Raw genomic sequence first — 13,074 nt, 5'->3', positions numbered from 1 at the left:
TACCGCACCCAGTCCCAGTTCGGGCCCGGGTCGGTGTGGTCGGTGCCTGGTACCTCAACATGGCCGATAATGTGCTGACGGTCCTTCGGGATGCCGTACTTGTCGCAGATCTCGGCGGTGAGGGCGGCTGAGGAGTGATACATCGCGTCGGTGAACCAGGACGCGTCGTCGACCCAGCCTTCGTGCTCGATGCCGATGCTGCGGGTGTTGTAGTCCCAGTTGCCGGCATGCCAGGCCACGTCATGCTCGCGGACGCACTGGTCGATGGCACCGTCGGCGGACCGCACCACGTAGTGCGCCGTGGCGGCGTGGGCGGGGTCCTGGAAGAGGGTGATGGTGTCGGCGAAGGTCTCCTGGGTGACGTGGATGACGACCATGTTGATCGCGTAGGTGGTCGGGCGGTTGGACGCCGTGTAGTTGGCGGTGCTGGCCGGTGCCCAGGTGGCGCCTGGGTAGTCGACGGTGGCGGCCGCCGAGGCCCGGCCGCTGCCGGTCCACAGCTCGCCGGCGAACGCGGCGCCCGCGGCGGCGCCCAGCGCGAGACCGCCGCGCAGCAAGGAGCGGCGGGTGTGGGGGATTCGGGGGCTGCTGGGGCGTTCCATGGCGGGCTCCCTGAGAGGTCGCGATGTGGTCGAGTCCATGACAAGAACGGGCTCGCCCATCGTGGGGCCCGAGTCCTTGGCATGCCAAGCGGTTCGCGCAATGGCAGAGGTCCATGCCATTGGCGAACTCGCCGCACGACTCCTCGCAGTCGCCTGCGCGCCGAGTTCGTCCACTCACGCAACGTAGTCACAATGCCCCCGTTCGGATAACGACTGATGCACGCTCACATCACTGCCCGGCCACATCGCCTGACCGATTTGCCTACTCTCTCTATACCCTGCGCGTTTTGTTCCCATGCCCAACTCTCTGATTCGGCTTGGAAAACGCCTCCGGCTCTATTAACGTTCGATAACGCAGCGCGGTCGTCACCGCCGCCGCCAGGACGGCGGACCGCGCGCTTGCCGAATCCCGTCCGCGGGAACCGGGGACCCGTGAAAATGGGGTGAATCGGGCAGTAGTCAGGCCCGTAGGAGACCTTCTTCCTCCGAACCCGTCAGCTAACCCGGTAGGCGAGAGGGAAGGAAAGGAGAGCGCCCGTCGTGGCGTCCGACCAGCTTGCCTATGCTCCTGCCCGGCCTGACGGCGACATCGCCGCCCAGGATCGGGACGACTTCCGACTTCCGCGTCAGCGGGCCAACGCCCTTGCCGCGAACGGCACTTCCGCCGCGCTGGCCGCCCGCGCCCCCGCGTTCGCGGCGTTCGCCGGTGCCGGAGCCGCCGGTCTGGCCCCCGCACCCGCCGTCGAGCCCGCAGCGCGCCCCGCGCCGTTCCCGCTGCCGGACGCAGCACCGGGCGGCGCCGCGCTCGCCGGCCTGCCGACGTACGACCCCACGGCGCTGACCGTTCCCACGGCGCCGGCCCCCGCACCGGCCGAGCCGACCGCTCCCGCGACGGCCGAGGCAACGACCCTGCTGCCGCAGCCCGTTGTGGAGCCCGAGGCCGCGGTGACCGCCGGGTTCGTCCAGGACATCGTGTCCGTCGAGGATGTCGTGTCCGGCCAGGACGTCGCACCCGCCGAGACCGCCCCCGCCGACCCCGGCGCGGCACTGTGCGCCCGCATCCTCGGCCAGGTCGCCGCCCAGCGCGAGGCCGCAGCACGCGTCGAGCGCGAAGCAGTTGAGAAGGCGGCGGCCGAGCAGGCGGCCCGGGAGGCCGCCGAGCGCAAGGTGCGCGAGCGGGTCGCGGCGGCGAAGGCCGCAGCCGAGGAGAAGGTCCGCGAGGAAGCCGCCGCGGCGGCCCGCGCCGAGGCCGAGCGCCTCGCCCGGCTGGCCGCCTCCTACATCAAGCCGGTCGCCTGCGCCGCGCTCGGCGCGGGCTTCGGTGAGACCGACCCCTGGGCCAACCTGCACAACGGGCAGGACTTCACCGCGCCGACCGGCACTCCCGTGCACGCCGTGCACGGCGGCACCGTCACCTCCGCGGGCTGGGCAGGCAGCGACGGCTACCGGGTCGTCCTCACCCTCGAAGACGGCACCGAGTTGAGGTACTGCCACCTGTCGACCATGGTCGTCACCGACGGCCAGGTCACCACCGGCGACACGATCGGCCGCGTCGGCGCGACGGGTAACGTACCCGCGCCGCACCTCCACTTGGAGGTCCGCCCCGGCGGCGCCGCCCCCGTGGACCCGCTGCCCTGGCTGCGCGCGCACGACGTCAACATTTAGTGCCCCTCCCGGCAAGTTTGCCCGGGTGTTCCCAGCGCCCCTGATCGGGGCGCTGGGAAGTGCGTTACAGGGCGGGCGACTTGGCGGTCTGCGGGGCTGGTTCCGCGTGGTGGGCGGCGAGGTCGACCAGGGAGATCAGGTCGACCGGGGCCGAGTCGTCGCCGAGGGCGCGGTACTCGATGGCGGTGAGGATGGCGAGCCGTTCGGTGAGTCCCCAACGGGGGTTCCGCTCGGCGGCGATCAGCTCGGCGGCGGCCTGGGCGAGCGAGCGGCCGGCCGCGTGGGCGGCGTGGATACGGTCACGGGTCCGGAGCAGGTAGTCCGCGTGGGCGGCGACATCCGCGGGCGTCATGACGGGACCGTGGCCGGGGACGATGATGCGCGGGTCGCAGGCGAGGACGCGCTGGACCGCCCGGTGTACTTCGTCGAGCGGCCCGGCCCAGTGCACCGGGTGGTCGTCGCAGAAGACGACGTCGCCGGAGCAGACCACGCCCTCGCCGGGCAGGTTGACGATGAGGTCGCCGACCGTGTGCGCGGGTCCGACCTCGATCAACTCGACCGCTACACCGCCGACTTCGAGGTCGAGCCGACCGTTGAAGGTTCGGGTCGGTGGCACGGCCTCGCTCACCCCGAAGTCGCCGTAGCGGCCGAAGTGCCGTTTGACGTAGGCGCCCAGTGGCGTGTTCGGGTCGCTGTCCGCCACGAGGTGGGCGAGTTGGGCCGGGCTCGGCTCCTTGCACAGGTGCTCGGTGTTGGTCTCGGTGCTGACCACCTCCGCACCGGCCGCCGTGAACACCCCGTTGCCGTACGAATGGTCGCCGTTGCCATGGGTGTTGACGACCGTCGTGATCTCGGTGCCGGGCGGCAGCACGTCTGCGGCCAGGTGGACGAGATGGCGGGTCAGGTCCGTGGTGTAGGGGGTGTCGACCAGCAGCGCGTTGCCTTGGCCGGTGATCAGGATGCAGTTGGCCAGGCCCCAGGTGTCGTGTCCGTCGGGCAGCCATGCGTGGACCGCGGGCGTCAACGTCCGCAGGTGGCGAGGTGGTTCGATGCTCATGTCGTCCCAGTCTGCTGGTCTTGTGGCGGAAGGGGATCGCGGGGGTTGCCGTCGGCGGGTACGGCGGCGAGGCCGGGATCGGCGTCAGGATCGGAACGGGGGCCGGGATCGGAACCCGGATCAGGACTGGGATCAGGGTCAGGACCGGGGACGTGGACATGGACGGGATCGAGGTCCACCGGCCCGGTCGCGGGGGCGTGCATCGGCTCCTGCGGCGGCGGCCGCTCCCCCCGGTCGAAGAGCACGAACATCAGCCGGCCACCCGGCACCCCGAACGGTCCCGCCGCGCACATCGTCGCCCAGCCGGGGCCGAGTTCGGGGTGCAGCAGTGGCCGGGCGCCCTCGGCCCGCGGCTGGAGGTACTCCGTGGTCGGGGCGTCGTAGCGCGGTCCCACCACCGGGTCGCGCCGTATGTCGGCGAGCAGCCGCAAAAGCGTCGGGTCGGTCGGGCGCGCGGTGGCCGCGGCCCGCAACTGCGGTACCAGCAGCGGCAGCCAGCTGTTCTCCCAGTCGGCGAGGGTGACCCGGGCCGCCGGGTGGAGCAGCATCCACCGCATCACGTTGCCCGGCACGTCGTCCGGCGTGAACAGCCGGGTGAACGCCGAGTTGTACGCGACCAGGTCCCATGCCGCGTCGCTGACGTACGCCATCTCCCGGCTGCCGGCCAGCACCCGCCGCCACGGCCGGGGGACGGACCGGCCGACCCGCGGGTCGAGCGGGAAGGCGGGCGGCGCGCCGGTCGCGTAGAACACCAGCGCCTCCCACTCCTGTTCGGTCAGGCGCAGTATCCGGGCGATCGGTTCGAGGAGTTCGGTGTCGATGATGGCGAGCCTGCCGCGCTCCACGTACCCGTACTTGTGCTCGGGCCAGCCGAGCAGCCGCGTCATGTGCTCGTGGGTCAGGCCGTTGACCTTGCGGCCGCGCGGCTCGGCGCGCGGCGCCAGCCCGAGCGCGGCCGGGTTCTGCCGGGAGCGGGCCCGGGCGAGCAGCGTCCGCATGGCTTGACGATCACTCAATGGCGTTTCCCTCTCGATGAGTTCACCGACTCGACACCCCGCTCGACGCCCCGCGACGCCCGGCACGGTGACGTCGGCGGCCCGCTGCACCGGCGCCCGGCCGCCCCGGCCGCCCACGACCCGCGGAAGGCCGTGACAACGCCCCCGCCGGTGCGGCGACTTGCGACGCCCGGCCGCTCGTGAAGCCGGGCCGCTCGCGCCCCGTCATTCGTGCCCGGGCGACAGCTCCGACGGATCGAGTGCGCGGGCGAGTTTGTACCCGACCTCGAAACGGCTCCCGGCGCCCAGGCGTTCCATCAGGGCAGCCATCACATCCTCCACCGCCCGCCGCTCGATGCGGAGTTTGCGGGCGATCCGGTCGTCCCCGTAGCCGTTGGTCATCAGCCGGATCACCGCCCGCTCCAACTCGCCGAGCGCCGTGTGCCGCAACCGGGCCCCGGCGAGCGGCAACGGAGTGGCGCGCTGCCAGTACGACTCGTGGATCGCGGTGAAGGAGCCGACCAGGGCGGAGCCGCGCACACGCAGCAGTGAAGGGCCACTCGGATCAGGAGAGTTGGGCTCACAAAATGCGTCATGCGCGGCATATGCGTTATACGCGTCGGGGGAGCGGAGCGGGTCGAGTACGTCGTCGGCCCGGCCGGCCTGATGTGCCGGGCCGTACGAAGCGCGCGGCGCGGGCCGCTCGCCCGACGGCAGGCAGACGGTGCGCCGGTCGAAGATCAGCATGTCGTGCGCGACATGGTCCATCACCCGGACGATGACGCCCGCGTCGGACAACTCCTGCAAGAAGCGTGCGCGGACGGGTTCGCCGAGCGCCGCGCGCGGGTATACCGCCCGGACCCGGACGCCGCGCCGGGCCAGCGCCGCGTCGGCCTCCAACCGCCACTCCAACTCGGCCCGGTCCAGCGGCGGCGGGTCCTGGTGGAGGGTGTCCGCGGACTCGCGCACCGCGGCCGCCATTTCCCGCAGCACCAACTCCCTGGCGTGCGGCCCGGTGAACTGGTCCACCGTGACCTGCCGTCCATCGGGCCGCCCGCCGGACCCCCGGCCCGCACCCGTGCCCGTGCTCGCTCCGGTTCCCGTTCCCGTGCTCATCCCTGCGCCCCCCGCCTGTAGCCGAGATTCGGGGCAGCGTGCGGTACTTCCTTCGGCACGCTCACCGGTTGCTCGGACTTCATCGCCGGACCGACCTCCCGGCTCGCCGCGCGTGCCGCGATCGGCGTCCCCCGACGCGTACGAGCCCCCTGGGCCGATAACGACCCGCCCGGCACAGAGTGTTACAGCAGCATCACTGGATTTCCAGGCCGAATCCGTCCAGGAAATCAATCCCCCGAAAGGGCGTTTCGGGGGTGAAATGGTATGTATGGCGCGCGAAGTCGTGCGCCTCGTGCGTCAAGTGGCGCCCCCTGCGCCCAAAGTGTCCCCTACGTCCCAACTCCGCGCGTGGCCAAGTGAGTTGGCGTCAAGCGACCGGGGTCGTACGGCCGTACCCGCCCCGCATGTAGGGCCGGACCGACTAGAGGTGCTTCGGCATGTGACGCGTCGGCTGCGGAGGGCCGTACGGCTGCGGAGGGACGTGCGACTGCGGCGGACCGTACGGCTGCGGAGGGTACGTTCCCGCCGGGGTCTGCGGCTGCTGCGGCGGACCGTACGGCTGTTGCGGGGTCCGCGGCCACGTGGGGAACTGCGCGGGCGGCCCCCACTGCTGGACGCGCGGCGGCGGAATCCGCGGCGGCCACGGCCGGACCGTCGGCCGGTCCAGCGCCACCGCGTGGGCCAACGCCGGCTGCGCCAGCGCCCTGCGGTGCCACAGGTGGGAGAGGAGTTCGGCCTCGCGCGCCGCGAAGTCGGCCTCGGGGGCGCCGCGTTCGGCGGCCGCGCGCAGGAACGCGAGGTGGGTGGCGAACGCGATGTAATCGCGCACCGCCCGAGCGGCCTGCTCACCCACCAGCCGCTTCGCCTCGTGCTTGGCCTCCGCGCGTATCCGCATGGTGCCCAGCGCGTTCGGCTCGCCCACCGCCAGCCAGCCCGCGGCGGCGTACGGCGGCAGGTGGCGGCGGATCGTGCGCAACTCGTGGGAACGGGCCCAGAACGCCAGCCACACCACCAGCCCGAACACCGGCACCATCACCGACACGTACGTCGTCAGGAAGCCGATCGGGGACAGCTCGGAACTGCCGTTCCACGAGCCGTGCAGCACCATCGCCATCAGCCAGCCGCAGACCGGCGGCACCCACCGCCAGCGCCAGCGCACCCCCGGCCGTATCGTGGCCGCCAGCGCGAAGCCGATCCCGGTCATCGACGTGAACAGCGGGTGCGCGAACGGCGTCATCAGCACCCGGACGATGAACGTCGCCACGGTGGTGCCGATCCCGTCGCCGCCCAGCGCCTTGTCCTGGTCGAAGGCGGTGCCGAGGTAGAGGATGTTCTCGGTGAAGGCGAAGCCGGTCGCGGTCAGCCCGGCGAGCACGATCCCGTCGAGCAGCGACTCGATGTGGCGGCGCCGGAAGAGGAACAGCAGCAGCAGCGCGCTGCCCTTGGCGGTCTCCTCGACCAGCGGTGCGACGAACGTCGCACCCCACTGGTCGGACTGCGTCTGCGTCGCGGAGAACGCCGAGGCGAGCAGCTTCGCGCCGTACTCGTTGGCGAAGATCGCCACCAGCGTGGCGGCACACGCGCCCCAGGAGAAGGCGAAGACGATGTTCTGCCAGGGGCTGGGCGCCACGTGGTCGAACCACAGGTACGCCCAGACGATCAGCGGCACCGGCAGCAGCGCCAGCGCCATGCCCACCAGGAACGGCTCGGTGCCGATGTGGTGCCGCAGCACCGCCAGGATCACCACTCCGCACACCGCGAGCGCGGTGAACAGCGCACCCGTCCGCACCGCCCGGCTCTCCCAGAAGGCGCGCCGCGGCCCGTAGTGCACCGTGGTGGGCTCCCGTGTCGCGTCGTCCCCGGCAGGGGAGTCAGGCGCGGAAGGGTACGAAAACGTCGTCACCATGACGACAGTACGGGGGCGGGACGGCGCCGCGCGAGAGTACGGGACAACCCGGCTCCGGCACGGGCTCAGGTACGTACGAACAGCAGGTCGCGCACCACGTGGCCCTTCGCCAGCCCGGCCCGTTCGAACTTCGTCATCGGGCGGGAGTCCGGGCGTGGCGCGAACCCGTCGCCGTGCCGGTTCGCCAGGCCCGGCGCGGCGGCCAGCACCTCCAGCATCTGCTCCGCGTACGGCTCCCAGTCGGTGGCGCAGTGCACCACGGCGCCGGGCCGCAGCAGCGGGGTGACCAGGGCCAGGAACTCCGGCTGGATCAGCCGCCGTTTGTGATGTTTGGCCTTCGGCCACGGGTCGGGGAAGTACACCCGCAACCCGTCCAGCGAGGTGGGCGCCAGCATGTCGCGCAGCAGCACGATCGCGTCGCCGTTGGCCACCCGTATGTTCGCCAGCCCGGCGCGGTCGGCCAGCGCCAGCAGATTGCCCTGGCCGGGGGTGTGCACGTCCACCGCGAGGATGCCGGTCGCGGGGTCGGCGGCGGCCATCGCGGCGGTGGCGTCGCCCATGCCGAAGCCGATCTCGACGACGACCGGGCGGCGGCCGCCGTCCGCGGCGGCGGGGAACAGCCCGGCCGGGTCCAGCGGGGAGCCGTCCAGCTCCACTCCCCAGCGCGCCCAGTGCCGGTCGATCGCCGCCGCCTGCGCCCGGGTGAGCCGGCCACGCCGCGCGTGGAAGCTGCGGATGCGGTGCTCGCCGCGCGAACCGGCCGGATCGGGAGCGGGCCCGGACGGGAACTTCACGGCGGAAGCGGGGGCGGGGGTGGAGGACGGCGTCGACACAATGCCGTCGATTCTACGGGGGCGACGCGGGGCGGTGGCGCGACGAGGGACGGGCGGGACGCGGGAGTAACGCAGGTCACGCCCGTGACGCGGGCCACCGGCCGTGACGCGGGTCACCGGTCGGCCCGGGCGGATGCCGCTGCCGTTGCCGCGTCTACGCCGGGCCGCTGTGTCGCCAGCGCGCCGTTGTCCGTCCATGTCGGACCGCTGTGCCGCCGGGCCGCTGTGTCGCTACTGTGCCGCCGCCGCGTCTACGCCGGGGCCGCCAGGAGGGGACGGGCGCGCTCGCGCAGATCGAGCACCTGGGGGTCGTCGTTGTAGGGCTCCAGGCGGTGCAGCAGGTCGCGGACGTACTCCGTGGTGCGGGCGGAGGAGATCCGGCCCGCCACCTCGACCGCCTTGACGCCGGCGGCGCAGCACGCGTCGAGGTTGCCGGACTCCAGTTCGGCGACCGCGGAGACCACCAGGCGCAGGCCGTGCGAGCGGACGAACTCCTCGGTGGGCTGGGCCAGGGCCTGCTCGGTGAAGCGCTGGACCTGGCGCGGGATGCGCAGGTCGCGGTAGCACTCGGCGGCGTCGGCGGCGAGCCGGTCGTAGGAGTAGAAGCCGAGCCAGCTCGGGTCGGCGTCGCCGGCGCGGGCGCGTTCCAGCAGCGCCTCGGCGGCGGACAGTGCGGCGCCGCACGCGGCGGCCTCGCCGGCCTTGGCGTGCGCGCGGGCCTCGACCAGGTGGAAGAAGCTCATGGTGCGGGCGGTGGCCAGGCCGCGGTTGCGCTCCAGGGCGGCCTGGGCGAGGTCGACGCCCTCGTCGGAGAAGTTGCGGTAGGTGGCCTGGAGGGACATCGACGCCAGGACGTAGCCGCCCAGCGGGACATCGGCGGCGGCGCGGGCCAGCCGCAGTGCCTGGATGTAGTACCGCTGTGCGGCCTCCTGTTGACCGGTGTCGAAGGCCATCCAGCCGGCCAGCCGGGTGAGTTCGGCGGTGGCGCCGAACAGTGCGCGGCCGACGTCGTCGCTGTAGGAGCCGAGCAGCAGCGGCGCGGCCTCGACCCGCAGGCACTCCGGCACCATGCCCGAACGCCAGTCGCCACCCCCGTACTTGGAGTCCCAGCGGCGCGCGTCGTCGGCGGCCTCACGGAGTTTGGTGACGTCGGTGTGGCCGACGTGCGCCATGCCGGGGGCGGGAGCGTCACGGGCCACGGTGGCGTCGGCCGGGGTGATCAGCCAGCGGGAGGCGGGGGTGACGTAAGCGCTCACTGCGAAGGATCCGGCCAGGCTCTGCCAGATGCCACTGCCGCCCGGGCCGCGCCGCCCGGCGAGATCGAGTCGCCATAGATCGGTGGCCGATTTCACCGCCTCCCCGACGTCCCGCGGGAAGGCGAGGCCGACCTCGGGCGCGGGGTCGGCGTCGGCCAGACCTATCTCGTGCAACGGCACGGGCCGGCCGAGCTTGCTGCCGATGGCGGCGGCTATCAGATGGGGCGCCGCGCCCTGCGGCACCATGCCCTTGGTGACCCAGCGGGCCACCGACGTCTTGTCATAGCGCAGCGTCAGACCCCGTTGCGCACCGAGGTCGTTGACCCGGCGGGCAAGTCCGGCGTTGCTGATGCCCGCCATGGCGAGAAGGGTGCCGAGCTTCTCGTTCGGCCCGCGGTGTTCTCTGTTCACTGCGGTTCACCTCGTGATGCCGCTGGGGGGCAGGCCGAGTCGGCCTGGTGATGTCATGGGGTACGGGGGTGACCCTCCCCTGGAGCCCGATTCAGCCACCGCGAAAGCCGCGCTGCGGCCGGTGCGGTGCATGTGCCGGACACCCGAGCCGCGCTTAGGTGTGCGAACCGGATGCACCCAGCGTAGTTCGCCGCATCCCGACCGTTAAGAGGCTCGTGCCGGATGGCCGGAAACGGATGGGTGCCGTCGGGCGCCCCGCGTGCGATGCGCGCACGATCCGGCGTGTGCTCCCGGTATATGTGGCCGTGCGCCCGGCCGTGCGCTCTGTGCCGCGCTGCGCCGTTGGGCTTGCATGGTGCCATGGGTCGGCCCGTGGACCCCGGCAGGCGGCTATGCCGGGGTGGAGCGGGCCAGGGGGTTCCGCTGCCACAATCCCCGCGGGTGGCGGACCGGCCCGGGCGGCGTCCGAACGCCTCCCGGGCCGTTGACCCCGTGGCCGATTCTGTAAAGGTGATTCCCGGGCGAGTGGCGGGTCCGGGATACGTTCCGTGACCGTCGCCGATCACCGCGGGCGACTTGCCCGGCACTGTCGAGGCATATCAACTGCGGCATGTGCCACGGACTTTGGCGCGAACCAGACGTTTCGCGGCCGGCCCGCCGCCGGTTGACGCGCACGCCGGTTCGGGTGGGTTTCGTCCCCGGGCCGGGTGTGCGACCCGGCCTGCGTTGGTACACCCATGCGCCTCCTTGCGCGCTTCCACGTGGCAGCATGGTCTTTCGGACGTCAGACGTGGCGGCCCGGCGGGGCGAGCGGCAATAGCAGCGGAGCCGAGCCGTGCCGGCTGTCCACAGCCTGTGGAGGCGGCGATGCGGTGGTTGGTGGGGTGGAGCAGTGCCACTGCGGGTCCGTTGCCAGGCGCACGGTCCCGCGCACTCCAGCCCGTCGGCGCTCAGCTCCTGTGGGGAGACCCCGATCCGCTGTGGGCGGTGGGGGATTGGCGCCCTGACGAGGTACGGGTCGTGCACGCGGACGCCGGCGCCAACGTCAACGGGCGTGCCAGGGCGAACGGTTCGGCGGGATACGGCTCCGGGTCCGGCTTCGGGGCCGGTGCGTACGGCGGCGGTGCGTACGGTGCCGCGAACGGCTACGGCGGCGCGGGCGCGTACGGCGCTGCCTCGTACGGGAGTTCGCAGGGCGTGGCCCGGCTGGCCGTACTCGGGCGGTGCGGGGCCACCGACGCGGAGCTGCGGCTCGGCCTGGTCGCGGCCCGCGGCGGCGCGCTGCGGCACGTCACCGCGTGGCCGGGCAGCTACACCGCGGTGCTCCAACTCGGCCGCCGGATCACGGTGCTGGGCGACCTCGCCGGTGCGCTGCCGGTCTTCCACACCCGCTGGCGGCACGGCACCGCGTACGCTACGGCCGCACTCCCGCTGGCCGACCTGATCGAGGCCGGGCTCGACGTCACCCACCTCGCGGCCACCCTCGCCTGCCCGGACGCGCCCGAGGCCCTGCTCGACGGGACGCCGTACCTGGGTGTGCGCCGGGTGCCGCCCGGCCATGCGCTGATCCTTCGCGACGGCGCACCCGAGATCACCGGCTACGAGCCCACCGCGTCGCTGGCCGTCGGCCACCAACCGGCCAGCGCAGCAGACGGGTTGGCCGCCGTGGAAGGCGTACGCGACGCGCTGCTCGACGCGGTACGGGCCCGGCTGGCGCAGCCGCGCTTCGTGCCCGACGGCGCCCTGGACGGGGTCGGCCCCGCACCCGGCATCGGCGCGGACCTGTCCGGCGGCATCGCGTCCTCCACGCTGGCGCTGCTCGCGGCCGGGCTGCCCGGCATGCCCGGCACCCTGCCCGGCGCGCCCGGGTCGCTCGCCGGCGAGCGGCTGCTCGCGGTCACCTTCAACGACCTCGTCGGCGGGTCCGGCGGCGCGGACGGCCCGCACGGCTCGGCGGCCGAACTCGAACGGGCCCGGGAGATGGCCGCCGACCCCCGGCTGCGGCACATCGTGGTCCCCGGCGGCACCGAGGCGCTGCCCTACGCCGACCTCGTCACCGGGTGGTCCGACGGCTCCGGCGGGATCGGCGCGCTCACCGACGAGCCCGGCCCCGCGCTGGTCAGCGCCGAACGCCACCGCCGCCGGCTGGCCGCGGGCGGCGCCGACCACCTGATCGGCTACGGCGCCCGGCAGGTACTCGACGCTCATCCGGCGCGGCTGGCCGACCTGTTGATGGACCGGCGCCGCCGCCACCTGCTGCGTCCGGTGGCCGCGCTCACCCGGGCGGACGGCGGCGGCACCCTCACCGGGTCGCTCACCTCCGTGACCGTCCCGCTCACCGTCTACCGCGCCGCGCGCCGGCTGGCCCGCACGCCGTACCGGCAGGGCGTCGAGGACGTCGCGTCGGCGCTGCTGCGGCGGGACTTCGGGCTCGGCGGTCCGGACGGGCCCGGCGGCGGCGCGCTCACCGCGTCGCTGGCGGCGATGGTCTGGGTGCGCTCCGGGCCGGCGGCGCGCTGGCTGACCGGGGAAGCACTGGCCGAAGTATCGGTTCGGCTCCAGGACGCGGCGCACCGGCCCTGGCCGCTGGAACGGCCCGGCGAACGGCGCGCCCGCGCCGCGCTGGCCCGGCACGCCGCGGACTACCGGGTGCTGGAGCAGGCCGCGACCGTACCGAGCCAGCGGCTGCACGCGCCGTTCCTCGACAACCAGGTGGTGCGCGCGTGCCAGGCGCTGCCGAACGCGTTGCGGGTCCGGCCGGGGGCGCGCGCGGAGGTGCTGCGGGTGGCGCTGTCCGGTGCGGGCGTGCACGGGTTGCCGCCGGGCTGGGGCAGCGGGTCGCCCGGGGCGGCGGGGTCTTCGGCGGCCCGGATCGGGCTGCGCGCCGCGCTCGACCCGCTGATGGACCTCTTCGAGGCGCCGCTGCTCGCGGACGCGGGGCTGGTCGACGCGAGGGTGCTGCGCGGGGCGTTCCGGGCGGCGGCCTCGGCTTCGAGTTCCGGCGCGGGATCTTCTTCCGCCGCGGGCAGCGGTGAGGTGCTCGCGTTGGAACGGCTCGGCGAGCTCGTGGCCACGGAACTGTGGGTGCGCCGGCTGCTCGGGCGCCGCGGCTCGTGCTGGACGGGGACGGACGCGCCCGAGCAGCGCGCGCTGGCCGGGGGAGTCCAGCGGCTCACCTTGTGAGCGCGGGTCCGGCCGGGGGCGCGCGAGGTGGGGCGTGGGCGGTGTCGGCC

The 13,074-nt window shown here is 73.5% G+C and carries 9 protein-coding genes and 1 riboswitch; of the genes, 2 read left to right on the top strand and 7 right to left on the bottom strand.

All coding sequences use genetic code 11. The annotated features are described in order from the left end of the window. A partial coding sequence (locus AC13HU_RS17805) for an N-acetylmuramoyl-L-alanine amidase (RefSeq protein ID WP_483042867.1) occupies window positions 1–602 on the bottom strand: 602 nt, incomplete at its 3' end. Window positions 603–992: 390 nt separating this feature from the next. Beyond that, window positions 993–1,130, top strand: a riboswitch (cyclic di-AMP (ydaO/yuaA leader). Between the two features lie 12 nt (window positions 1,131–1,142). On the opposite strand from AC13HU_RS17805, the gene AC13HU_RS17800 reads away from it, so the two are divergent. Next, window positions 1,143–2,267 (top strand): M23 family metallopeptidase, encoded by a 1,125-nt coding sequence (locus tag AC13HU_RS17800; RefSeq protein ID WP_483042866.1) that lies wholly within the window; start codon window positions 1,143–1,145, stop codon window positions 2,265–2,267. Between the two features lie 64 nt (window positions 2,268–2,331). Here AC13HU_RS17800 and AC13HU_RS17795 read toward each other — a convergent pair whose 3' ends face one another. From AC13HU_RS17795 to AC13HU_RS17770, 6 genes are all read right to left on the bottom strand, one after another. Continuing rightward, window positions 2,332–3,324, bottom strand: a complete 993-nt coding sequence (locus AC13HU_RS17795) for an MBL fold metallo-hydrolase (protein WP_483042865.1) — start codon at window positions 3,322–3,324, stop codon at window positions 2,332–2,334. Further along, complete coding sequence (locus AC13HU_RS17790) at window positions 3,321–4,340, bottom strand: helix-turn-helix transcriptional regulator (protein ID WP_483042864.1); 1,020 nt, start codon at window positions 4,338–4,340, stop codon at window positions 3,321–3,323. The genes AC13HU_RS17795 and AC13HU_RS17790 overlap by 4 nt, the downstream gene beginning before the upstream one ends. Window positions 4,341–4,544: 204 nt before the next feature. Further along, window positions 4,545–5,348, bottom strand: coding sequence for a LuxR C-terminal-related transcriptional regulator (locus AC13HU_RS17785; protein ID WP_483042863.1), 804 nt, complete (start codon window positions 5,346–5,348; stop codon window positions 4,545–4,547). 508 nt (window positions 5,349–5,856) lie between these two features. Next, window positions 5,857–7,341, bottom strand: coding sequence for a PrsW family intramembrane metalloprotease (locus AC13HU_RS17780; RefSeq protein WP_483042862.1), 1,485 nt, complete (start codon window positions 7,339–7,341; stop codon window positions 5,857–5,859). Window positions 7,342–7,406: 65 nt separating this feature from the next. Further along, window positions 7,407–8,174, bottom strand: a complete 768-nt coding sequence (gene trmB / locus AC13HU_RS17775; protein WP_483042861.1) for a tRNA (guanosine(46)-N7)-methyltransferase TrmB — start codon at window positions 8,172–8,174, stop codon at window positions 7,407–7,409. A 251-nt stretch (window positions 8,175–8,425) separates the two neighbouring features. Beyond that, window positions 8,426–9,841, bottom strand: a complete 1,416-nt coding sequence (locus AC13HU_RS17770) for an NsdA family TPR-like regulatory protein (RefSeq protein ID WP_483042860.1) — start codon at window positions 9,839–9,841, stop codon at window positions 8,426–8,428. Between the two features lie 867 nt (window positions 9,842–10,708). On the opposite strand from AC13HU_RS17770, the gene AC13HU_RS17765 reads away from it, so the two are divergent. Continuing rightward, the gene (locus AC13HU_RS17765) at window positions 10,709–13,024 is read left to right on the top strand and encodes an asparagine synthase-related protein (protein WP_483042859.1); all 2,316 of its coding nucleotides are present in this window, start codon (window positions 10,709–10,711) and stop codon (window positions 13,022–13,024) included. Window positions 13,025–13,074 lie beyond the last annotated feature (50 nt).

The sequence above is a fragment of the Streptomyces sp. NH27 genome (genome assembly GCF_056859195.1).
This window is presented reverse-complemented; position numbering and strand designations above follow the sequence as displayed.

What these genes read in the sequence shown, in the direction of transcription:
- AC13HU_RS17795 (WP_483042865.1), bottom strand. Translation starts at nt 3,324, where the DNA reads ATGAGCATCGAACCACCTCGCCACCTGCGGACGTTGACGCCCGCGGTC.
- AC13HU_RS17780 (WP_483042862.1), bottom strand. Translation starts at nt 7,341, where the DNA reads ATGGTGACGACGTTTTCGTACCCTTCCGCGCCTGACTCCCCTGCCGGG.
- AC13HU_RS17765 (WP_483042859.1), top strand. Translation starts at nt 10,709, where the DNA reads ATGCGGTGGTTGGTGGGGTGGAGCAGTGCCACTGCGGGTCCGTTGCCA.